General features: G+C 44.8%; 19 protein-coding genes and 1 tRNA gene. 12 read left to right on the plus strand and 8 right to left on the minus strand.

Going from position 1 to position 24,689, the window contains the following annotated elements:
• Nucleotides 1-109: 109 nt before the first annotated feature.
• The 8 genes from BACINT_RS04665 to BACINT_RS04700 form a co-directional block, all read right to left on the minus strand.
• Nucleotides 110-183, minus strand: a tRNA-Gln gene (locus BACINT_RS04665).
• Nucleotides 184-286: 103 nt separating this feature from the next.
• On the minus strand, nt 287-1,579 hold the full coding sequence (gene tyrS, locus BACINT_RS04670; protein WP_007660984.1) for a tyrosine--tRNA ligase: 1,293 nt from the start codon (nt 1,577-1,579) through the stop codon (nt 287-289).
• Nucleotides 1,580-1,655: 76 nt separating this feature from the next.
• Nucleotides 1,656-2,300, minus strand: coding sequence for a TatD family hydrolase (locus BACINT_RS04675; RefSeq protein WP_007660985.1), 645 nt, complete (start codon nt 2,298-2,300; stop codon nt 1,656-1,658).
• Between the two features lie 20 nt (nt 2,301-2,320).
• Entirely contained in the window at nt 2,321-2,542 is a 222-nt protein-coding gene (yidD, locus tag BACINT_RS04680) for a membrane protein insertion efficiency factor YidD (protein ID WP_007219099.1), read from the minus strand.
• Nucleotides 2,539-2,925 carry a ribonuclease P protein component gene (rnpA, locus tag BACINT_RS04685; RefSeq protein ID WP_007660986.1) on the minus strand — a complete coding sequence of 129 codons (387 nt, stop codon included), beginning with the start codon at nt 2,923-2,925 and terminating at the stop codon, nt 2,539-2,541. The genes yidD and rnpA overlap by 4 nt, the downstream gene beginning before the upstream one ends.
• Before the next feature lie 137 nt (nt 2,926-3,062).
• Nucleotides 3,063-3,815 carry a uroporphyrinogen-III synthase gene (locus tag BACINT_RS04690; RefSeq protein ID WP_007660987.1) on the minus strand — a complete coding sequence of 251 codons (753 nt, stop codon included), beginning with the start codon at nt 3,813-3,815 and terminating at the stop codon, nt 3,063-3,065.
• Between the two features lie 4 nt (nt 3,816-3,819).
• Nucleotides 3,820-4,548, minus strand: coding sequence for a DUF4271 domain-containing protein (locus BACINT_RS04695; RefSeq protein WP_007660988.1), 729 nt, complete (start codon nt 4,546-4,548; stop codon nt 3,820-3,822).
• Complete coding sequence (locus BACINT_RS04700; protein ID WP_007660989.1) at nt 4,545-5,132, minus strand: LOG family protein; 588 nt, start codon at nt 5,130-5,132, stop codon at nt 4,545-4,547. The genes BACINT_RS04695 and BACINT_RS04700 overlap by 4 nt, the downstream gene beginning before the upstream one ends.
• 179 nt (nt 5,133-5,311) lie before the next feature.
• Here BACINT_RS04700 and BACINT_RS04705 point away from each other — a divergent pair, with 179 nt between their 5' ends.
• The 12 genes from BACINT_RS04705 (at nt 5,312) to BACINT_RS04760 (ending at nt 24,671) form a co-directional block, all read left to right on the plus strand.
• Nucleotides 5,312-5,713 (plus strand): hypothetical protein, encoded by a 402-nt coding sequence (locus BACINT_RS04705; protein ID WP_007660990.1) that lies wholly within the window; start codon nt 5,312-5,314, stop codon nt 5,711-5,713.
• A 527-nt stretch (nt 5,714-6,240) separates the two neighbouring features.
• Nucleotides 6,241-7,398: an alpha/beta hydrolase-fold protein gene (locus BACINT_RS04710; protein ID WP_044154864.1), complete on the plus strand. Its 1,158-nt coding sequence runs from the start codon at nt 6,241-6,243 to the stop codon at nt 7,396-7,398.
• A gap of 30 nt (nt 7,399-7,428) precedes the next feature.
• Nucleotides 7,429-8,127: a hypothetical protein gene (locus BACINT_RS04715; protein ID WP_007660994.1), complete on the plus strand. Its 699-nt coding sequence runs from the start codon at nt 7,429-7,431 to the stop codon at nt 8,125-8,127.
• A 2-nt stretch (nt 8,128-8,129) separates the two neighbouring features.
• Nucleotides 8,130-9,581 (plus strand): family 43 glycosylhydrolase, encoded by a 1,452-nt coding sequence (locus BACINT_RS04720; RefSeq protein ID WP_044154866.1) that lies wholly within the window; start codon nt 8,130-8,132, stop codon nt 9,579-9,581.
• A 432-nt stretch (nt 9,582-10,013) separates the two neighbouring features.
• Complete coding sequence (locus BACINT_RS04725) at nt 10,014-13,139, plus strand: SusC/RagA family TonB-linked outer membrane protein (protein ID WP_007660998.1); 3,126 nt, start codon at nt 10,014-10,016, stop codon at nt 13,137-13,139.
• Nucleotides 13,140-13,160: 21 nt separating this feature from the next.
• On the plus strand, nt 13,161-14,882 hold the full coding sequence (locus BACINT_RS04730; protein WP_007661000.1) for a RagB/SusD family nutrient uptake outer membrane protein: 1,722 nt from the start codon (nt 13,161-13,163) through the stop codon (nt 14,880-14,882).
• 420 nt (nt 14,883-15,302) lie between these two features.
• On the plus strand, nt 15,303-17,240 hold the full coding sequence (locus BACINT_RS04735; RefSeq protein WP_052302173.1) for a sialate O-acetylesterase: 1,938 nt from the start codon (nt 15,303-15,305) through the stop codon (nt 17,238-17,240).
• Between the two features lie 10 nt (nt 17,241-17,250).
• Nucleotides 17,251-18,399, plus strand: a complete 1,149-nt coding sequence (locus BACINT_RS04740) for an alpha/beta hydrolase (protein ID WP_007661004.1) — start codon at nt 17,251-17,253, stop codon at nt 18,397-18,399.
• Nucleotides 18,400-18,427: 28 nt separating this feature from the next.
• Nucleotides 18,428-19,408: an alpha/beta hydrolase gene (locus tag BACINT_RS04745; protein ID WP_044154778.1), complete on the plus strand. Its 981-nt coding sequence runs from the start codon at nt 18,428-18,430 to the stop codon at nt 19,406-19,408.
• A 135-nt stretch (nt 19,409-19,543) separates the two neighbouring features.
• Complete coding sequence (locus BACINT_RS04750) at nt 19,544-20,602, plus strand: glycoside hydrolase family 43 protein (protein WP_007661006.1); 1,059 nt, start codon at nt 19,544-19,546, stop codon at nt 20,600-20,602.
• A gap of 48 nt (nt 20,603-20,650) precedes the next feature.
• Entirely contained in the window at nt 20,651-23,239 is a 2,589-nt protein-coding gene (gene xyl3A / locus BACINT_RS04755; protein ID WP_007661007.1) for a xylan 1,4-beta-xylosidase, read from the plus strand.
• Nucleotides 23,240-23,339: 100 nt separating this feature from the next.
• The gene (locus BACINT_RS04760; protein WP_007661008.1) at nt 23,340-24,671 is read left to right on the plus strand and encodes a family 43 glycosylhydrolase; all 1,332 of its coding nucleotides are present in this window, start codon (nt 23,340-23,342) and stop codon (nt 24,669-24,671) included.
• Nucleotides 24,672-24,689 lie beyond the last annotated feature (18 nt).

Genomic DNA, 24,689 nt, shown 5'->3' on the forward strand with positions numbered 1-24,689 from the left:
CAAATGGATAAAAATAGGAAATCTTTAACAGAAAATAATACAATAGAGAGAGCCATCAGAGTAATTCTAAATAAAAAGCCCCGAAAGATTTCTCTTTCAAGGCCTTCTTTGGTTGGACTACCAAGATTCGAACTTGGACAAACAGAACCAAAACCTGTTGTGCTACCATTACACCATAGTCCAAACTTATGCGCTTTCTGTTAAAAAGCGGTGCAAAGATAGAAGTATGCCCCGAAATATCCAAATATTTCGGGGCATTTTTTCATATCTGTTATTAATTAACCGTTTATTTGGCAATAATCAGATAGTAATTCTTCTTCCCGCGCTGTACAAGCAGGTATTTTTCATCCAAAAGATCAGCAGAAGTAATCACTTGGTCAAAGGCTTCCAGCTTCTCTTTGTTAAGAGAAACACCACCACCCTGCACCAGTTTACGCATCTCACCTTTGGAAGCAAAGATAGCCGCGTTCTCAGTGAACAGATCGACTGCTTTCACTCCAGCCGCCACAGCATCCTTAGACACTTCGAACTGAGGCACACCTTCGAATACAGCCAACAGAGTATCTTCATCCAATTTCTTCAAAGCATCAGAAGTTGCATTACCGAATAATATATTGGATGCATCCACTGCTGCATTATAATCTTCTTCAGAATGAACCATAATAGTCACTTCTTTTGCCAGACGCTTCTGAAGAATACGCAGATGCGGTGCAGCTTCATGTTCTACTATCAGAGCATCTATTTCTTCTTTGCTCAAAGAAGTAAATATCTTAATGTAACGTGCAGCATCAGCATCGCTCACATTCAACCAGAATTGATAGAATTTATACGGAGAAGTATAGCGAGGATCAAGCCAGATATTACCGGACTCAGTCTTACCGAACTTACCGCCGTCAGCCTTCGTAATCAGAGGACTGGTCAGTGCAAATACCTCACCACCGTTTGTACGACGAATTAACTCGGCACCTGTTGTAATGTTACCCCATTGATCGGAACCGCCCATTTGCAGTTTGCAACCTTTGGTTTCATACAGATGCAGGAAGTCATAACCTTGTAATAACTGATAAGTAAACTCAGTGAAAGACAAACCGTCACGAGCTTCACCATTCAGGCGCTTCTTTACAGAATCTTTCGCCATCATATAGTTTACGGTGATATGCTTACCTACTTCGCGAGCAAAGTCAAGGAATGTGAAGTTCTTCATCCAGTCGTAGTTGTTCACCAGTTCTGCACGGTTGGGAGCATCTGATTCAAAATCCAGGAACTTGCCCAACTGCTTCTTCATACCATCCATATTGCGTTGCAGAATCTCTTCTGTGAGCAGATTGCGCTCTGCCGACTTGCCGGAAGGGTCACCAATCATACCTGTAGCACCACCAATCAATGCCATCGGCTTATGTCCGCAACGTTGGAAATGACGCAGTATCATTACACTGCAAAGGTGTCCAATGTGCAACGAGTCCGCCGTAGGGTCAAAACCTATGTATGCGGTCACTTGTTCCTTAGCCAGAAGTTCTTCCGTACCAGGCATCATATCGTGGAGCATGCCACGCCATTTCAATTCTTCTACAAAATTCATCGAATGATTAACTATTTAAATATTTGATATACTTTGTAATTGCAAAAGTACGACTCTTTATCTGAACTAACAACTCTTATCGCCTAAAAAAGATTTCCTCCACATTCTTCCGAACCGTTTCCCTGAGTTCCCCAGAGGGAATTTTACGAATCATAGCTGCTCGTTCATAAAGCGTATCAATAGAAGTCATGCTCTCATCCGTTTCCAAAAACAGCCTGTCAGATGGTACGATTCGCAATGCTTCTTCCTGATACCTTTCTCCGAAAGAAAGGTGAAAACCATGTCGGAGATATTCTTCTGCCAGCACTGCTTTTCCGCGAAATCCATGAATAATCCACGGTTTCACCGGACGTATCTTCTGCTTCAATTTTAAGAGTTCATCCACAGCCTTCACCAGATGAATAACCAGCGGCTTATCAGTTTCTTCAGCCAGCCGTGCCTGATATTCGAAAACTTCCCTCTGTAAAGGCAGAGAAGCATCAGCCAATTTATCCAATCCAGCTTCACCCATAGCCAAAACCTGAGGATGATACAATAGCTCCTCCAAGCATCTCTTTTTTTCAGCCAGAGATACAGTGGAAGAAGTTATATACCACGGATGTATTCCCACAGAATACCACCCTTCCAGTTGCGGAACAAATGTTTCGGGAAAGCAATTCACAATAGCTTCTCCAGGCACTTCCGGTTGGCAATGAGTGTGTATATCAGCAGGAATTATCATACAGTAAAGATATTATGTCTTTATGGAACAGGATCATATCCGGAACCTCCCCAGGGATGACAACGCAGTATACGCCTGATTGCCAAATACAATCCCTTAAAAGGACCATGTTTCTTGATCGCCTCAACGGCATATTGTGAACATGTGGGAGTGAAGCGGCACGAAGGAGAAGTCAGGGGTGAAATGCACTTCTGATAAAAATAAATAGGAAGCAACAGCAGGTATGAAAGCAGCTTTTTCATAAGGAAGCTACTTTCTCCGTGATACGAGCCAACGCAATCTTCATCCTTTCTTCAATTTCCATCGAGTCAGTCAACCGGTCGGAAAGATAAATGAAAGCCACAGCAAGTTGCTGCTCCTTATCCTGGAGCGCCTGCAATAGTCCGTGCTTGTTTTTCCGATACGCCTCACGTATCTGACGTTTCACACGGTTACGTTTCACCGCCCGTTTAAAACGGCGTTTTGATACACTGACCAGTATGGAAACAGGAGCCTCCAACTCCTCCACCGGCAGATATACCACACGCAAAGGGAAGACGGAAAACGAACGCGCACCGCCTGAAAACATCTTATCGATGACTTTCTTCTTATCCAGCCTTTCGGTCTTATGCAGGGTATTAAGCATTCTTAGCTACGAGTTACAGGCTAAGAGCTACAAGTAGCTCCGCAGTAAACAAGTTACGAGCTACAAGTTAAGCTATAAATGGCATGCTATTCCGCATGGCACTCGTAGCCTGTAGCTTGTAGCTCGTAACTCTAAATTTATTTTCCTTTATTGTTCTCTTTGATGAACATATCCAGTGCTGCCGTCATAGACGGAGCTTGTACACTGGGAGCTTCCAGATCGAGACGGAGTCCGGCATCGCGTACAGCTTGTGCTGTAGTGGAGCCAAAGGTACCAATCTTGATTTCCTTCTGTTGGAAGTCCGGGAAATTCTTCTTCAGAGAAGTTACTCCTGCAGGACTAAAGAATACAAGCATGTCATAATCAAATTCTTCTTCCGCAGTAAAGTCATTACTTACTGTACGATACATAACAGTTTCTGTATGCTGTATCTTGCTTTTTTCCAAGAGATTTTTGATCTCGTCTGTGTGCACATCAGACATCGGAACCAGATACTTCTCAGTTTTATGCTTGATGATAGAAGGCAACAAGTCTTCAAACTTTCCTGTATTACCAAAGAAGATCTTACGCTTGCGGTATTGAATATACTTTTGGATATACAATGCAACAGCTTCTGTCACACAGAAATACTTCATAGTTTCCGGAATGGAAACACGCAATTCTGTACACAGGTGAAAGAAGTGGTCGATGGCATGACGCGATGTAAAAATAACAGCGGTATGATCCAGGATTGACACTTTTTGCTGTCTGAATTCTTTAGCAGACAGACTTTCCACCTTGATAAACGGGCGAAAATCAATTTTCACACCGTACTTCTGGGCGATGTCGTAGTAAGGAGATTTCTCTGATGCCGGTTTCGGCTGCGACACAAGTACTTTCTTAATTTTCAACGTCCTAAAAATTTATTATCAAATAATCATTTAGTTGTAACACACCTCGATATACAATAAAACAAGGTATGATTTCAAGGGCACAAAAGTACAAAATTAAAAGCAAAATGCCATATAAATTGCTACAAAAAAGCTTTATCCACTTATATAACATCAATATTTTAGTAAAAAACATCAGAAATAAACCAATTATCACAGTTGCAAGTAAACTCAAATCGAAGTAAACAAGGAATAAAGCAAACGGGAAAAGGGCAAATCCAAGGTAATAAAGCAGTGTAGAATAAGACTCCATCCAGAGGCTTGTACGGTTTCCGTCAAAAAAAATCCAACCCAGGAAAGAGTAAGTCACCCACTTCCAGAAAAGATAAAGTAAAGCTATCGCAAGATATACTCCAAGCAGGATATAAGGAGGAATGCGTTCTCCCAGTTCCGGACGGACATCTATAAAATAATTGAAAGTGCAGACAGCCCCCAGCACACAAGTCTGCAAGATCAACAGCAACATATAACGCATATCCGCTGCCGTAGTGGCTGCAAAGATACTGGTCCGCTCACGGTTGAGCAGAAAGTCTTTCACCAGTTGCACCAGAAACTTACGGCTACGGGATAAGACATAGGCAGATATGAAAAAGCAGCACAACAGGAGTATAGTGATTCCGTCATCCAATTTAGGAGAATAAGGAATAGGCATTCCCTCGAATCCCGCAATCCATGTCAGCAGTAGCCTGATCATATTGCCGCAAATTTACGTATGGAACTATCCCAGACAGGTATGGTATGAATCAGTTCGACAGCTTCCTGCGGTGTACTTGCCACATGCCAGATAGCACCGTGTTGCTCGCGCATAAAGTTCTCATCCATCGCATGCTGCAACATAGCCAAGAGAGGATCGAAAAAGTTGTTGGTGTTTAAGATAACAACAGGATTCAAGTAGAGACCCAGTTGTTTCCAAGTAATAATTTCCAGCAATTCTTCCAAAGTGCCGCATCCACCGGGCAGTGCGATGACCGCATCACTCAAATCCGCCATCTTTTGCTTGCGCTGATGCATGTTTTCTACTTCTATCATTTCCGTAAGCCCTTTGTGTTGCCAGCCCTGTTCCACCATAAAGTGAGGAATAACGCCGGTCACCTCTCCACCTGCCGCCAGTACTGCGTCGGCAGTAGCTCTCATCAGTCCGATGCCTCCCGCACCATTTATCAAACGGATGTGGCGCTGCCCCAACAAAGTACCCAATTCGCGGGCTGCTTCAAAATAAGCAGAAGCAATCTTGGTGCTCGAAGCACAATATACGCATACGGAAGTTATCTTATTCATGGAAAATTGCTATACCTTATATTATTAATGCGCACAAAGGTATGGATTTTCAACGATATCTTAAAAATATCACTAATTTTGTGAGCACAAAGCATTACTTTAATAAGAAACCGGAATTCTCAAAGTTCCAAAGAACAATAAACCGAGTTTACCATCACCTATAAAGACGATAGATAATTATGATTAAACAAGATTACCTGATACGAATGATTCAAGAAATCATTTCTTTGATTGTGAACGCCCTACTCAAAAAAAAGAAGTATCGTTGGAATGAATGGACTGAATATGACGGTCTGACCCGACAGATACTAGGCTTCCCTACTGATGAGTTGTTGAGCATGAATACACAAGAGTTAATAGACCGATATAAAGGCGATCCCAATGAAATGGGAAAAATAGAACTTGCCGCCATGACTATGCTGAAGATATCCGATGATATGGAAGCAGAGGACTTGCTACGGAAATCCAAGCTTCATCAGGATGGGCTTGAATTATTGAAGTATGTACAGAAAGAAAGCACCAGTTTCTCTATCCAGAGGGTGCAACTGATTAATATGCTGGAAACGTCGCAATTATTATAAATGCAAAACCTGATATACCCCTTTCTTTTTCCCCTAAAGTTTTAAGATTAATGTCATTATGCTATAAGCAAAACCTCGTTTTCCAGTTGAGGGCTGTATAGTCCACAGTTGCGGGATGCACACCCCCATATGAAAAACGTAGAGCCCGCAACTGTAGGACAAAGTTTTGCTATAGGCAAAAGAACAAAAACAATAAAGCAAAGCATGATTTTTATATGACCTTCTTCCGATCCTGCTTATTGTTCCTAAGTTTGGGGTGTAGGATAAAACTTACCTACGCCATCCTACATCTTCTTCAAACCATATATTTATCTGACAATCAGATTAAAAAGATTATGATATAGGAAAGAAGAGGATTTTTCTTTCTATCCGGCAGACGAATCTTACCCTCCTAAAAAAATCCTCCCCGAAAGCAAAATAGTAATCCAGCACGAAGCATTAGCAGAGTAATTTTATGCTCAGTATCCACTTAAAATAGGAAGTTCACTGAGTTGTTAATTTTATATCTAAATTTTATTCTAATGCTTATGAAAAATGTATTAAAACTTATTTTTTCTTCTTTGTTAATGTTCCCATTCACTATGAATGCCCAACAGCAAGATTTTCCGGCAGGAACCACTCCCAATGAACATAACATCAATGGAGCTGATTATCCCCGTATAGGTGAAGACAGACGTGTACACTTCAGAATACACGCTCCCAATGCCCAGAAAGTAGAAATCAGTTTCCGAGGTGAAATGACTAAAGAGGCAGACGGATATTGGTCGCTCGTATCAAAAGAACCTGAAGTAATAGGCTTCCACTACTATCAGGTAATAATAGACGGAGTAAGTGCCGCCGATCCCAATGGTAAACCATTTTTCGGTATGGGCAAATGGGTAAGTGGTATTGAAATCCCGGAGAAAGGTGTGGACTACTATTCCATCAAGAACGTACCTCACGGACTGATCAGCCAAAGCTGGTACTACTCTGATATCCGCAAAGAATGGCGCAGATGTATCGTCTATACTCCGGCGGAATATGACAAGAACCCTACCAAGAAGTATCCGGTGCTCTATCTGCAACATGGTATGGGAGAAAACGAAACGAGTTGGGCAAACCAAGGCAAAATGAATTTTATTATGGATAACCTGATTGCTGAAGGTAAAGCCAAACCAATGATCGTAGTCATGGACAATGGAAATATTGAAGTATTCAAGACCAATTCGGGTGAGACTCCTGAGGATGCGAGAAAAAGATTTGGTGCAGAGTTTCCTGCTATTTTAGTGAATGAAATCATTCCTCATATCGAATCCAATTTCCGGACACTGACCGATAGGGATAATCGCGCCATGGCCGGACTTTCCTGGGGTGGACTTCTTACTTTCAACACCACACTGAACAATCTGGATAAATTTGCTTATATCGGCGGATTTAGCGGAGCAGGCAGCATCGATCTGAAGCAACTTGATACCGTGTACGGCGGTGTATTCAAAAATCGCAAGGCATTCAACGACAAGGTACACGTCTTCTTCCTGGGCATCGGTTCGGAAGAACATCCGGAAAGGACCAAGAACCTCAGCGACGGCTTGCAGGCCGCAGGAATCAATACGATCTATTACGAATCGCCGGGCACTGCCCACGAGTTCCTCACCTGGCGCAGATGCCTGAAAGAATTTGCTCCCCTATTATTTAAAACGAAATAATGTATAATCCATAAAACAGACTATAACAAGATGAATATCTTCCATCTAAAATCATTCCTGGCGGCTTGTATCGCGGTTATGATGGGTATACATGGCTATGCTCAAGAAAGTGAAGCGTCCCCCCGGTTGTCAGACTACTTTTCTCCGGCAACCTCGAATACAATATCTCCGGACAATGAAGGCTTTATCCAGCGCTGGCTATTGCTGGAACCCATCGACAAGCCCAACCGTTCCAATACGGTATTTACCGACAGTTACATTCGCGAAGCATTTGCAACCGAGTATTTCTCCAATCAATTCACCGTCCTGCCCAAAGACGGGGATAAAGTGAAAGTAGGCAAACAGAAGCTGGCTTGGCATGCGTTGGACAGCAAACTGTTCAACGTGAAGCTCTTCCGTTTTGCCTCCGGCCTGAAGAAGCAAGTGTACGGAGTGCTGTTCTGGGTAGTCACAGTCATCGAATGTCCCGAAGACATGGAAAACATCCGGATGTCAGTAGGTTCCAACTCCGCATCCATGTGGTGGCTGAACGGTGAGGAAGCCGTAATCCTTTCGGGCGACCGGCGTATGGTCAAAGATGACTGCCTCTCACGCCGGCTGACCTTAAAGAAGGGCAAGAACATCATTCGCGGAGCCGTCATCAACGGTCCCGGAATGAGCGATTTCTGCGTTCGCTTCCTCAATGAGAATGGAACACCCGTTAAAAACATTACTATCAGCCATAAATGATCATGAAAACAAAAGCTATACTTCTGGGCACGGCAGCCCTGATGTTTACATTGACATCTGAAAAAGCAATTGCACAAATCGGCACTCCATACATCCACGATCCGTCCACTATCATGGAGTGTGATGGTAAATATTATACTTTCGGCACAGGCGGAGGCGGATTGATATCTGAAGACGGCTGGACATGGAACGGCGGCGGAGTAAGACCCGGCGGAGGCGCCGCGCCCGATGCCGTGAAAATCGGCGACCGCTACCTGGTTGCTTACAGTGCCACGGGAGGAGGCCTCGGCGGAGGACACAGCGGCAAAGTATTGACCATGTGGAATAAAACCTTGGACCCCAATTCTCCTGATTTCAAATATACGGAACCCATAGAAGTGGCCTCCTCCGCGTATGATGAAGATTGCGATGCCATCGACGCCGGGCTTCTGCTCGACCCGACAGACGGACGCTTGTGGTTGTCTTACGGCACGTACTTCGGCTTTATCAGGCTTGTGGAACTCGACCCCGCAACCGGCAAACGGATGGAGGGCAACAAAGAAATAGACATCGCCATCGACTGCGAAGCAACCGACCTGATCTATCGTGACGGCTGGTATTACCTCTTAGGGACGCATGGCACCTGCTGCGATGGTCCCAACTCTACCTACAACATCGTAGTCGGCCGCTCGCGCAAAGTGACGGGGCCGTATGTCGACAATATGGGACGGAAAATGCTGGAAGGCGGCGGCAAAATGGTAATTGCCGCAGGCAACCGCCAAACCGGCCCGGGACACTTCGGGCTTTTCAAGGTGGCCGACGGAGTGGAGAAGATGTCATGCCACTTTGAAGCCGATTTCGACCGGGGTGGACGCAGTGTGCTGGGCATACGCCCGCTTTTATGGAAGAATGGCTGGCCCGTTGCCGGTGAAGTATTCAAAGAGGGAACGTATGAGATTGAATCCGAGCGTAGAGGTTATGCCCTTGAACTTGCCGTCGATTTTGTACGTATGGAATATACCAGACACCGCTTCTGGGAAAAAGACGACACGCCCGTCGTACCCTTGAAACCGCAAACATTGGAAGACGTGATCGGAACTTGGCCACAAGGAAAAATCAACGTAAGAATCGGTGATTATATGTTCCGTCCTCATCAGAAGTGGACCATTACTGCCGTGCCCAATGGGGGCGGATACCTGGGCGGCCCTTATTACAAGATTGTGATTGAAGGAACCAATCGTGCACTGGCCGCTACAGCAGGTGCGGAAATCATGACTGTTCCTGAATTCACAGGAGCCCCCGAACAACTGTGGCGAATCGACCAGTTGACAGACGGCACCTACCGAATCATGCCCAAAAAAGTGCCGGGAACAGACAAGGAACTGGTTCTGGTGTCCGTAGGCGACAGCACTCCATCTCTCGGCATATTCGATATGAACAGTGACAATTCCAAATGGAATTTCCGCGACCATTAGCAACAGGCTCATTCCCCTAAAGTGCTATTGCCGGGCAATCGCACTCAAACGTGACGAACCGGTTCAGACAGCTCCATTTGAATCAACAATGCAAATCAACAGTTGGCTTGCCGATGCGGAATGAATGGCTTTTTCCCTGTGCCCCCAAAAGGGCCAAAGCCGGAGTTGGGCAATAACCGAACCGTACCAACTCCGTATCATCTTCGGTCAGAGGTACCCCTGTCTGGGGATGATACGGAGCAAACAGGGGGTTGCCTCCTCTCTGGTATGGCTCCGGCAGAATGCCGGACAGCCCCCCCTGATTCCGCCAACAGGCCTCAAATAATTAAATAATTAAAAGCTATGAAATATATGTATGATGACGGTCATTAGCTATTGTAGCAATAGCTAATGACAAAAGAAAAAATGTGATTATTAACTCTTAAACTAATTATGATGAAAAATGTAGTCAAAAAAAATCAGAAGATTCCTTTTCTGTTTATGCTTATGCTTTTGGCATGTATGTCAGCATCGGCGCAATTTCAAGTCAAGGGTACTGTTGTCTCGGCCAATGATTCTGAGCCGATGATTGGGGTGACTATTCTGGAGAATGGAACCCACAACGGTTGTATTACCGACCTCAATGGTAATTATTCTATATCAGTTGAAAGTAGTAATGCTACCCTTGAAGTATCTTTTATAGGGTACAAGTCACAGACTGTAAAAGTGAGTGGTCGTAACGTAATCAACTTCCGTCTGGAAGAAGACACCGAAGTACTTGACGAAGTAGTGGTTGTAGGTTATGGCGTGCAACGCAAGAGTGACCTTACCGGTTCGGTAGCTTCAGTAAAGGCCGATGAGCTGAAAGGTTTGTCTACCACCGATGCTGCCGCTGCTTTGCAAGGTAAGGCATCGGGTGTACAAATTCTGAATGGTTCCGGTAAACCGGGTCAAGGCGCATCAATCCGCGTTCGTGGTTATTCTTCAAACTCAAACAACATCGGTCCTTTGTTGATTGTTGATGGTTTGCAAGTCAGCTCTATCCAATACCTCGATCCTTCTATGATTGAATCAATGGAAGTATTGAAGGATGCTGCTTCGGCTGCTATCTATGGCGCTGAAGCCGGTAACGGTGTTGTTCTTATCACTACTAAATCGGGTAAAAAAGGACGAAGTTCTATTACTTATAGCGGCAAGTGGACTAACCAATCACTCGGTGACGTACCCAGTCTTCTTAACGCTACTCAATTCAAGGACTGGATGACTATGCAGCTTGGCGCTGAATCTGTGAATGCCGCTTTGGCTGATGCTCAAACGCAATACGGATGGGATCCTAATACCAATACAGACTGGTTGAAGGCTTATTTCGAAGATACTTGGGCTCAACAACACACCCTTACTTTAGAAGGTGGCAACGACCGCGGTTCATATTTCTTAAGTGTGAACCATGTGAACCAAGACGGTATCGTTAAGGGTAGCAAAGATAAGTACGAACGTCTTACTGCTCAAATCAATGCCGATTATATGATTAAGGATTGGTTGAAAGTAGGTACCAACACCTCTATTGAGAAATGGAGTACTCGTGGTATATCCGAACAAGGTTATGGTTCTTCCTTCGAGATGCTTCTTTTGATTGACCCGCTGACTCCGCTCTACTGGACAAAACCGGAACAAATGTTGGGTGAATATCGTGACTACTACAATAAAATTCAAGCAGGTGATTCTAACTACACTCTCTTTGGTGATGAAAACGGCTATTATGCTACTTCCTACTTCAACCAACGTCTTGCCGGTGGCAACCCCTTCTCGCAACGCGACCGTTCAGAATCACGCAACAGTGGCGTAAACGTTAATGGTACCGCTTACATGAACGTTACTCCTGTCAAGCAAGTGACTTTCACTTCTCGTTTGGGTTATCGTATCTCCTTCAACAACGAATCTGACTATCAATACCCCTACTACCTCAATGGTCAAACCAAAGGTGACAACTACATTATCTCTGGCGCTAGTAGAAACTCTACTTGGTATCAATGGGAAAACTTCGCCAACTATAACGATATCTTCGCCGGCAAACACGCTGTAGGTGCCATGGCCGGTATGTCATATCGCCAAAGCGATTCAAATTTTGTCAGCGCCAATGCTTCCGGTTTGGACATCCTTAAAGCTTATTCTTCTAACTTCATCTACCTCGATTGTGTAAATGCTAATGAAGGAACAACGAAGAACATCGGCGGCATAAAGGGCACTACTCGAGCACTCTCTTACTTCGGCCGTGTAACTTATAGCTACGACAACCGCTATAGCGTTCAGGCTAACTTCCGTGCCGATGCATTCGACTCTTCTAAACTTTCGAAAGACAACCGTTGGGGTAAGTTCTTCTCTGCATCTGCAGGCTGGACATTCTCAAACGAAAGCTTCTTCAAAGATAACGTCAATCCAAGCATCATGTCATACGGTAAGCTCCGTGCATCTTGGGGACAGAATGGTAACGTAAACGTATTGAGTAACTATGCATATACAGCCGGTATTAGTACGAATTCACAATTCTATAACTATGGTTCAACAAGTGCCGTTACTTTTGGTTCAATGCCTAACGGTATTGCCAACCCTAACCTGACTTGGGAAACTTCAGAACAAATCGACTTGGGTGCTGACTTCCGTTTCTTAAACGACAGATTGAGCGTTGGTCTCGACTATTACAAGAAGAATACCAAGGACTTGCTTGTAAGTGCTCCCACTATGCCTGAATCAGGTGTTTCTTCTATGACAATGAACGCCGGTAAAGTTGAAAACAGCGGTTTCGAAGTAGAACTTAGCTGGAAAGACCATATCGGTGACTTCAAATATGGCATATCTGCTAACATGGCCACACTTCACAATGAAGTGACTTACCTCGATCCATCTATCGAACGTATTTCCGGCGCAACTGTTGAAGGTGCATCTCCCGAAGTTGTTCGTTGCTACTTCGAGCAAGGCGAACCCATATGGTACATGCGCGGTTTTAAGTATGCGGGCCGTGCTGCTGACGGTACTGCACAATACTACACCAAAGATGGCGAATTGACCAACGACCCACAAGCTTATGACATGACCAACATCGGTTCCGGTCTTCCTACTTTGACTTACGGTATTACCTTGAATGCTGAATACAAGGGGTTCGACTTCACTTTGTTCGGTACCGGTGCTGCCGGTAACGATGTCTACTACGGTCTCTATCGTTCAGGCTACAACAACTTATCAGAAGGTATTTATAAAGACTTCAAGTCTGGCAAACTTCCTGACGCAGCTTCTGTAACAGGTAGCGGTACATTCTGGCGTTCATCTGCCATGGTTTACGATGGCTCGTTCTTCAAGATTAAGCAAATTCAACTTGGTTACACATTGCCTAAGAGGATCACCAATAAAGTATTCATCGACAACGCACGTTTTTACGTATCATTGGACGACTTCTTCACATTCACCAAGTATCCGGGTCTTGACCCTGAAACCTGTACAAATGAATACAACTGTCCGGGTCTCGACAAGGGTGCATATCCTATCATGAAAAAGATGGTATTTGGCGTAAGTGTTACATTCTAATTATAATTAATCGAAAGAGATATGAAAAAAATATTTTTATCAATCGCTTTGCTTTCAAGTATGATGTTTACTGCGTGTGAAGACATGCTTGATGTGGAACAGAAAGCAACCAGCAGTACAGCTAACTTCTACAAGACTGATGCGGATGCCGAATCCGCGTTGACAGCCATGTATGCTACTTATATCGGAGAAATCGGTGCTACTGAAGGTATCTGGAATGCATATATCATGGGTCTTAACTACTCTGCCGACGACGTGTTTGCAGCCGGTGGTAACATTGACGACCATGCAGATTTCCGTAGACTTAATGAGTTCCGTTATGATCCCAGCTATGCCCCTATCAGTACGCTTTATAATCACATCTATAAGGCAATCTATTCTGCCAACTTGATAATTCACTATTTTGGTGAAACAGCTGATACTCCTGTTAAGAAACAAGCTGTTGCCGAAGCTAAGGTGATGCGTGCATGGGCACACATGCTGGCTGCACAGGTGTATTATCAGCCCCCTTTGATTGATCACCTCATCACCGATGAAAAACCGGTGAATGCAGAGTCACAGAAGGCTATCTTTGATTGGTGCGTGAAAGAATGTGAAGAGGCTCTTTCTGACTTGCCCGAACGTAAAGGTAAGAATGATCAAGAAGGTGCTTGGGTTGTAACTCAAGGTTTCGCTCGATTCGTAGCCGGTAAGTCTGCTCTTTTTGCAGGTGACAATGCCAAGGTGATTAGCGTAATGAAACCCCTTGTAGAGTCTCAAAACTACGACCTCGTTCCGGGTGAACGTTTCCGTGACTTGTTCCACGTAGAAGGTGATGGTTGTGAAGAAAAGATTTTCGAATTCAACTATGTTACTAATACAGCGGCCGCAGGTGGTACAGACTCATGGAGAGGTGGTAATAATCGTGGCCGTTGGATGGTGGCCAACGTACTCAACTGGCGTGGTGATGATATTAAAGGTGGTGGTACGAGTCCACTTATTTGCTCAGCCGGTGGTTGGGGTGGTGGCTCTATCAATCATGAGTTTGCTCACAAAATGCTGGCAAACGATGGTGACAGCTATCGTCGTAAAGCTACTTTCTTGACTTCTGACGAATTCTTTTACGATGAAAAACTCTGCGGTTGGAAAAGCGATGCTACTTGCACTACTCGCGCAGATAAAGAATTTGACGAAAACCGTGGCATCACCAATACTTATGGTTCATTCTCTCGTAGTGACGTGATGGAAGTGAAGATGATGATGCATCCTAACGACGCTGATCTCTCTGTAGGTGACAACTGTAACAATACAAACCTCTGCATTGCCCGTTTGGGTGAAGCTTATCTGATTTATGCAGAAGCTTGTTTATCAAGTCAGCCGGATGAAGCTAAGAAGTATATCAACAAGATTCAGCAACGCGCAGGTTCAGCAACCGTATCTGCCACTGTTGACCTCGAAGTGCTTCAAAACGAAAAGCAATATGAACTTTGGTTCGAAGGCTGCCGTTGGTTCGACATCGTTCGTTGGGGTATTGCCAAGCAGTGCTACGACAAGGTGCTTGATAACGTTCCTTATCAAACTGACGAATATTGGACTTCCGGTGGCAGTAGACCTCACAAGCTTGTGTATGACATACGTCACCCATATGCCGAAGCTAACATTACACTTAAATTCGTTGAGGGCAAGAACGAATACTGGCCACTTCCACAAAATATAATCGAAATCAACGACCAAATACATCAGGTACGCGGTTGGGCAAATTAATAAAAATGATATTCATTATTTCAATAGGACGATAGATATTATAGGTAAAGTTCATGAGGGCCATACTGAAAGAAATATTAGTATGGCCTTTTTGTCGTTATGAGTAGACCATCAATATATCCGCTTTTCAGCCCTCACATCCTTCACCTTATCTTTTATCCAATTGCCCGATAAGTTCTACTTTTTTATGGAAATGAGCTATAGAGAAAGGTTTATGTTACATGGGAAGTGATTTAAACCGCAAAAAAAGTCTTTCTTTGCAATGCACTTACTGCATTTGAAAGCAAACGAGTAGAAACCTTATAATTGAATAGAATGAAAAAGCTGTTATTATTTATCGCATGCTTGTTTTACGCACTCACCGGCAATGCCGAAAAACTTAGAGCAAATTATTATATTTATTATCAATATAAAATAAAAATGAAAAGTATAAAACTTATTATGGCTTTGTTGGCAGGTCTGCTTCTTACAAGCCTGACTGTATCTGCACAAGATGCAAACTTTTATATCTATCTGTGTCTGGGACAATCGAACATGGAAGGGAATGCCCGCTATGAGGCTCAGGACACATTGGTAAGTCCGCGTTTCCAAGTGTTGTCAGCTGTAGACAATAAAGAATTGGGCAGGGTAAAGGGTAAATGGTATCCGGCACGTGCTCCGCTGTGTCGTCAGCGTACGGGGTTGACTCCCGTAGACTACTTTGGGCGGACAATGATAGAGAACCTTCCGGAAAATGTACGTGTGGGTGTGGTGCATGTAGCAGTGGGCGGCTGCAAGATAGAACTTTTCCAGAAAGACAAGCGCGGGGAATATATCAAGACAGCTCCGCAATGGATGTTGGGTATGCTCAAGGAGTATGACAACGATCCTTATGCCCGCTTAGTGGAGATGGCTAAAATAGCACAGAAAGATGGCGTGATAAAAGGTATCTTATTGCACCAGGGTGAATCGAACACGGGAGAAGAGGAATGGCCTGCAAAAGTAAAGGATGTATATGACAACTTGCTGGCTGATTTAAATTTGAAAGCTGAAGAAGTTCCTTTACTGGCCGGTGAGGTAGTGAATGCCGACCACGGGGGTACTTGTGCCGCCATGAATCCGATCATAGCAACCTTGCCGCAGGTGATAAAGAACTGTGCCGTTGTTTCGTCAAAAGGCTTGAGCTGTGCTGCCGACCATCTGCACTTTGATGCTGCCGGTTATCGCGTTTTGGGCCGCCGCTATGCTGCCGCCATGCTGAAGATAATGGGTAAGGAACTTCCCACCACAGAGGAAGTAATAAAGAATACGGTGGAAGCCTCATCGAATATGCACGGTTGCGATTTTCCACGTCTGGATAAGGAGAACCGTGCCTATTTCCGCATCTTTTCACCCGACGTAAAACGCTTGCAGGTGGATATTTGCGGCAAGAAGTATGATATGGATAAAGATGAACAGGGTTGGTGGACAGTGAAGACTGACCCGTTGGTAGTTGGTTTCCACTATTACTTCTTGTTGGTGGACGGTTTCTCGGTTATCGACCCCATGAGTTGTACTTACTTTGGCTGTAGCCGTATGGCAAGTGGGATAGAAGTGCCTGAGGGTAAAGAAGGCGATTATTACCGCCCACAGAATGTGCCCCACGGACAGGTGCGCACCTGTACTTACTATGCTGAAAGCCAGCAGCGTTTCCGTCGTTGCGTGGTCTATACTCCCGCCGAATATGAAAAAAATACAAAGAAACGCTATCCGGTGCTTTATCTGCAACACGGCATGGGCGAGGATGAAACCGGATGGAGCACACAGGGCTACATGTACAACATTCTCGATAACCAGATTGCCGAAGGTAAATGTGTGCCCATGATTGTGGTGATGGAAAGTGGCGATGTAGAAGTGGGATTCCGCCCGCGTCCCGGAAAGAATGTGAATGATGAACGTAACCTGTATGGTTCTTCTTTTGCCACTCTGATGATAAATGACCTTATCCCGATGGTGGACAAAACATTCCGTACTTATACTGACCGCGAACACCGTGCTATGGCGGGGCTGTCATGGGGTGGCAAGCAAACTTTCGACATTACTTTGACCAATCTTGATAAATTTTCGTATATTGGCAGTTTCAGTGGAGCTATCTTCGGACTGGATGTAAAGAATGCCTTCAATGGAGTGTTTGCTGATGCCGATATTTTCAACAAGAAAGTACATTACTTGTTCCTGGGCTGCGGAACGGAAGAAAATATGGGAACCGCACAACTTATTGAGGCTCTGCAAGGCATGAATATCCGTGTAGCTTCATATAAATCGCAGGGAACAGCCCACGAATGGCTTACCTGGCGCAGATGTCTGAATGAATTTTTACCGAATTTATTTAAGAAGTAATATCTAATTTATGAAGAAACAAATTTTATTTTGGAGTATGATGTCATGGATGGTAAGCGTAGGCTTACCATCTTTTGCGCAGACAGTGGAGGATTTCAAACCATCGGAAGTGAATCAACCGGGGAAGCTTTATCCTCAGGTCAATTCGGAGCGTAAGGTTCGTGTACAAATTTCGGCACCCGAAGCAAAGGTAGTACAACTCGATTTGGGTGGCGTGAAGTATGACCTTACCAAAGATGAAAAGGGTGTGTGGACAGGCGAGTCCGCTCCGCAACAGGAGGGATTCCATTATTACCAGCTGAATGTGGACGGAGCAGCTGTTCCTGATCCGGGTACCATTTATTTCTATGGAGCGGGTCGTTGGGGCAGTGGTATAGAGGTTCCGGCTCATGATGCCGATTTCTATGCCTTGAAAGATGTTCCTCACGGCTTGCTGAGTGAGATGAATTATTATTCCAATCTGACAAAAGCATGGAGGCGTTGTTTTGTTTATACTCCGGCGGGATATGGGGATAATAAAGATAAACGTTACCCGGTGCTTTATCTGCAACATGGTAGTTTTGAGGACGAAACGGGATGGGGAAGACAAGGTAAGACCAATTTGATTCTGGACAATCTGATTGCCGCCGGAAAGGCAGTTCCTATGTTGGTGGTAATGGACAATGGATACGCTACGAAGCCCGGTGAAAAGTCGCCTTTTGCTGCTTCTATTTTTGAAGAAGTGCTGATGAACGAAGTCATTCCGATGATTGATGCGAAGTTTCGTACCTTATCCGGTCGTGAAGACCGCGCCATTGCAGGATTGTCGATGGGGGCTAACCAAACTATGCATATTGCCATGAATAATCCCGGGCATTTTGCCTATTATGGTGGTTTCAGTGGTACGTCCAATTATCCGAGTACCGAACCGCTGGATGCAACTACTTTCCTTAATGGGAAGTTTAAAGATGCTAAGGCTGTAAACGTTCAGTTTAAGGTTTTCTTTCTGGGACTTGGTACGGCCGAACCGCATCCTTTCCCCGGAGTAGTAAAGGCTTTCCGGCAGATGATGGACAAACAGGGAATTAAATATGTGTATTATGAATCTCCCGATACGGCCCATGAATGGCTCACGTGGCGCAGAGCATTGAATGAGTTTGCTCCGCTTCTTTTTAAATAATTGTCAACTTTTTAATAAACTGAAAAATATGAAACTTGTTTTTGGATTTGTGTGTGCGTTGTTCTATTCATTCATGTCTTTCGGACAGATTACGCAATGGACTGATATCAACTATGCTAATGACAGTCTGGAGGGACATAAACTCGATATTTATCTGCCCGATGGAGGACAGACTGAATATAAAGTGGTGGTCTTGATCTACGGTAGCGCCTGGTTTGCCAATAATATGAAGCAGATGGCTTTCCAGGCGATGGGGAAACCGTTGCTCGACGGGGGATTTGCGGTGGTTTCCATCAACCATCGTTCCAGTGGCGATGCGAAGTTTCCGGCGCAGATCAATGATGTGAAGGCAGCTGTGCGCTTTATCCGTGCCCATGCTGATGAATACCGGCTCGATACATCCTTTATCGGTATCACCGGATTTTCATCGGGCGGCCATTTGTCTTCACTGGCCGGCACTACCAATGGAGTCAAAGTATATAAGGTGGGTGATACGGAGATGGACATCGAAGGAAATGTGGGAGATTGCACTTCCTTTAGCAGCCGGGTGGATGCAGTGGTGGATTGGTTCGGACCGATAGACATGACGCGCATGGAAAACTGTGCTACGACCAAAGGGGCAGATTCACCTGAGGCGGCCTTGATAGGAGGGACACCGGCTGAACACATGGATGTGCTGACCCTTTTGAATCCGATGACTTATATCGACGAAAAGGATCCGAAGTTTTTGGTGATTCATGGGGATGCCGATACCGTTGTTCCTCATTGCCAGAGTGTCTTCTTTAAAGATACTTTAAGTGCAAAAGGACGATTGGAAGAGTTTATTACCGTACCCCAGGGACAGCACGGTCCTATAACTTTCAATGAGCAGACTTTTAAAAAGATGACTGAGTTTTTCAGGAAGCAGGCTGCCATGGATTTGTGTCCTGCAAATATAACACTTGTGCCACATATACGCCCTGGCAGCAAGAAAAATCCTCCTCAAAAACAGTTTTATACCCTTTATTAAGGGGATTACCTGTTATTTTTGCACTTAACATTAACATTCGAATAGTTATTTTGGAAAGTATCATAGCCGGCCCAGGCTTGATATTCAAATGATACTTCACATAATACAGATGTAGTTTTAACAATACTTGCAACTATGAAGATACTGTTTCATTTCACAATAACTCTGTTCGTTCTTAATCTGGTTGCCTGTAACCAGACTAAGAGCCCAGAGCCGATAAAACAATATACATTTATTGGCGGCAAGGAAGGAGATAAGATAGACACCACTTCCTTTGACTCTTTACAGCTAAGCGATCCCTTTATCCTGGCCGATGAAGAAACACAGATGTATTATCTGGTTGGAAGTGGCGGTAGTTTATGGAAAAGTACAAATATGAAAAAGTGGACAGGCCCCTATCAATACATTACTGTGGATACAACTTCCTGGATTGGAACCGCGCCAAGAATATGGGCTCCGGAGCTCCATAAATATAAAGGTAAATACTATTGTTTCGTTACCTTTACCAATCCCAAGATCATAGTAGACACTGTACCTGATAGATACAATGTACAACGCCGTGCCACCCATATCCTTACATCCGACAAAGCAGCAGGTCCTTACCATCCCATCAGCGACAAGAACTATCTGCCGGAGGACTGGTCTACACTCGACGGTACTTTCTGGGAAGAAGACGGAGTGCCCTATATGGTCTTTTGTCACGAATGGATGCAAACCGTAGACGGGATGATCGACTACGTTCAACTGACTCCGGAACTATCAGAATCAATAGGAACCTCTACCACCCTTTTCAGAGCATCCGATGCCCCATGGCCAAGAGAAATGAAATCGATAGGCGAGCTCACTATCGGTATGGCACTAGGAGGTTATGTGGCAGATGGGCCTTTTCTGTTCCGGACGGATACGGGACGTTTAGGAATACTGTGGTCCAGTTGGAGTAACAGCCGTTGTGCACAGGGAGTGGCTTTCTCCGAGTCGGGTAAACTTGCAGGTCCGTGGGTTCAGTGCAATACTCCTCTGATATCCAATAACTCAGGGCATGGTATGTTGTTCCGTACATTCGATGGAAAGTTGTTAATGTGCCTGCATCACCAAAGCCTCGACTCCGAGAACCTAGGCCCACGAAGACCAATATTGTTCGAAGTCGATATTTCAGGAGACGAAATTAGAATACTGGGGAAATATCATCCTTAGCAATCAAGAAATGAAAACATAATTTTATACCATGAAAACAACATTATTATGAAAAAGGTATTAGTAATCTGTGGTTTGTTATTCTCCCTATCGGGGTGGGGGCAAACATTGCCGTATCAGAATCCTGAACTAAGTCCGGCAGAAAGAGCGAAGGATTTAGTAAAACGCTTGACTTTAGAAGAGAAAGCGCTCTTGATGTGTGATGATTCGGAAGCCATTCCACGCTTGGGAATAAAGAAATTCAACTGGTGGAGTGAAGCCCTTCACGGAGTAGCCAATCAGGGAAATGTAACCGTCTTCCCCGAACCTGTAGGAATGGCCGCTTCATTCAATGACAAACTGGTATTCGAAATCTTCAATGCAGTCTCCGATGAAATGCGTGCCAAACATAACGAACGCGTACGCAACGGACTGGAAGACGTCCGTTTCCACAGTCTCTCCGTCTGGACTCCCAATGTAAACATTTTCCGTGATCCCCGTTGGGGACGCGGTCAGGAAACTTACGGGGAAGATCCTTACCTGACTTCTCAAATGGGTATCGCAGTGGTAAAAGGATTACAGGGACCTGAAAATGAAAAGTATCGTAAATTGCTTGCATGTGCCAAGCATTATGCCGTACATAGTGGTCCGGAATGGAGCCGTCATACAGCCAATCTGAACAACGTCAGTCCCCGTGACCTATGGGAAACTTACCTGCCTGCATTCAAGGCACTGGTACAAAAAGCCGATGTACGCGAAGTGATGTGTGCCTACCAGCGCTTGGACGATGATCCTTGTTGTGGAAACACCCGTCTGCTTCAACAGATACTCCGTGATGAATGGGGATTCAAATATCTCGTAGTCTCCGATTGTGGAGCCATTGCCGACTTCTGGACTTCCCACAAAAGTTCCTCCGATGCCGTACATGCAGCCGTCAAAGGAACCATGGCAGGTACAGATGTGGAATGTGGATACGGATACGCTTATCAGAAACTACCGGAAGCCGTATCCAGAGGATTGATAACGGAAGAAGAAGTGAACAAACATGTGCTCCGCCTGATGGAAGGACGCTTTGAACTCGGAGAAATGGATGACCCGTCATTAGTGAACTGGACAAAAATACCGATGTCGGTAGTCAACTGTAAGGCTCACAAAGATTTGTCACTGAATATGTCACGCCAGACAATGACACTCTTACAGAACAAGAACAATGTATTGCCTTTAAGTAAATCCATCCGCAAGATTGCGGTTATCGGTCCTAACGCTGATGACAAACCTATGCTGTGGGGCAACTACAACGGAACTCCGAATCAGACCATTACCATCTTGGACGGCTTCAAAAGTAAACTGAAAAAGAATCAGATCGTCTACATGAAAGGCTGTGACCTGGTGAATGACCAAACATTGGAATCCTATCTTGACCAATGCAGCATAGATGGGAAACCCGGCATAAAAGCTACATTCTGGAACAATCCAGAACGCCAGGGAGAGCCTGTCTCTTCACTCCGTACCACCCAGCCTATCAACGTGACTACATACGGATTACATACTTTCGGCCCGGGAGTGAATCTTGAAAAGTTCTCAGCCAAATACGAAACCGTATTAATCCCGAAGGAATCAGGCGAAATTCTCCTCAATCTCGAAGGTTGCAGTTACTTTGAATTATTGGTAAACGGCAAGTCGATGACTAAACACCGCACTTGGAGAACCACCGATACCCGCACCATGCTACAAGTGGAGAAGGGGAAAGAATATAAGATAGAAATACTCTATGCACAAGTAGAAAACTGGGCTGCAAACCTGAAGTTCAACCTCGGAAAAGAATTCCCGATCAATTACAGTGAAAGCATTTCGAAACTTAAAGGCATAGATGTAGTGGTCTTCGTAGGTGGCATTTCGCCACAACTGGAAGGGGAAGAAATGCCTGTAAATATTCCCGGCTTCAAAGGGGGTGACCGTACAGATATAGAATTACCCGCCGTACAGCGAAACTTCCTGAAAGCTCTGAAAGATGCCGGAAAACAAGTAGTATTTGTCAATTGTTCCGGATCGTCTATGGCATTGCTGCCCGAAACGGAAAGTTGCGACGCTATTCTCCAGGCATGGTATGGAGGAGAACTGGGTGGATATGCTGTAGCCGATGTGCTGTTCGGTGATTATAACCCCTCCGGCAAGCTGCCCGTCACTTTCTACAAAAATACGAAACAACTTCCCGACTATGAGGATTACTCCATGAAAGGACGTACATACCGATATATGTCCGACCCTCTGTTCCCATTTGGATTCGGATTAAGTTACACGGATTTCGCCATAGGTACAGCCAGTTGCAACAAAACCCAACTCCGTACAGATGAGTCGCTGACCTTGACTGTACCGGTCTCCAACACAGGCAAACGGTCCGGAACTGAAATCGTACAGGTTTACATACGCAAAACAGATGATGCTGATGGACCATTAAAGTCCCTGAAAGCCTATGCACGTGTAGAACTCGCAACAGGAGCCCAACAGGATGTCAAGATAGAGTTGCCATCCGAATCATTCGAATGTTTCGATCCTTCTACAAATACCATGCGTGTGGCACCGGGTGAGTACGAGTTATTCTACGGAACAAGTTCCGCAGCCCAGGACCTGCAATCTGTCAAAGTCACTTTACAATAAAAGGAAGTCGCCCTATTTCGGGGCTTCCTATTATTTTTATTTTATCTTTGTGTCCGGATGAAGAAATAGAAAGCCCGTACACATTAAAAACAGTCAACTTATGAAAAACAAAAGACTATTTTTATTATCCGCATTTCTGGTAATAATAGGTACATTAAAAGCTCAGAATCCCATTATTACGGATCAGTTCACTGCCGATCCCACCGCCAAAGTTTTTGAAGGCAAGATGTATGTCTATCCTTCACATGACATTCCAAGCCCCATCGAGCGTCTGAAAGAATGGTTTTGTATGGCAGATTACCATGTTTTCTCGTCAGACAATCTGGTAGACTGGACAGACCACGGAGTGATCCTAAGCCAGAAAAATGTACCTTGGGTGGCTCCTGACTCCTATTCCATGTGGGCCCCCGAATGTGTATACAAGAATGGGAAATATTATTTCTACTTCCCATCCACCCCTAAAGGCGAAGGCAAACGCGGTTTCAGCATTGGAGTTGCCATAGCCGACAAGCCTTACGGCCCTTTCACCCCGCAGGCCACTCCCATCGAAGGAGTCAACGGCATCGACCCTTGCGTGCTCATTGATAAAGACGGGCAAGCCTACATATACTGGTCAGGCCGCGGAATGTCAGTAGCAAAGTTGAAAGACAATATGCTTGAACTTGCCTCAGAACCCATGCAAATTCAAGGATTACCCGAAGGTTTCAAAGAAGGACCTTTTGCCTTTGAACGCAACGGAAAATATTACTTCACATTCCCCTGGGTAAAGGAAAAAACGGAAGTTCTGGCTTATGCGATGGGAAACAATCCCATGGGCCCCTTCGAGTTCAAGGGTATCATTATGGATGAATCACCAACCGATTGCTGGACCAATCACCACTCATTGGTGGAATACAAAGACCAGTGGTATCTGTTCTATCACCACAACGATTACTCCCCCGAATTCGATAAAAACAGATCGGCACGGGTCGACTCCTTATTCTTCAACGCGGACGGCACTATCCAAAAAGTAACCCCTACCCTGCGCGGAGTGGGCATAACAGACGCCCGGAAAGAAATTCAACTGGATCGCTACAGCCGGTTAAGCAATCAGGGAGCGACCATCGATTACCTGAACCAGGCAAACAAATTCGAAGGTTGGAAAACTTTATTGAGCAAAAACGGTGCATGGGTGCAGTACAACCGGGTGAACTTCGGAGATAGTACTCCCCGGAAAGTGAAAGCAAGAGTAACCTCGGACAACGGAGGAACACTGCAAATACGTATAAACGGAACAAACGGTCCGGTTATCTCGGAAATAAAAGTTCCCAAAACCGATAAATGGACGAATATTGAATCCTCGGTTCGTTCCGCTCAGACCGGTATCCACGATTTATACGTGTCTCTAAAAGAAAACGGTAAAGTTGAAATCGACTGGATCAGTTTTCAATAACTAAATCTCCGGGCCGGA

The organism is Bacteroides intestinalis DSM 17393 (genome assembly GCF_000172175.1).
Classification (GTDB): Bacteria; Bacteroidota; Bacteroidia; order Bacteroidales; family Bacteroidaceae; genus Bacteroides; species Bacteroides intestinalis.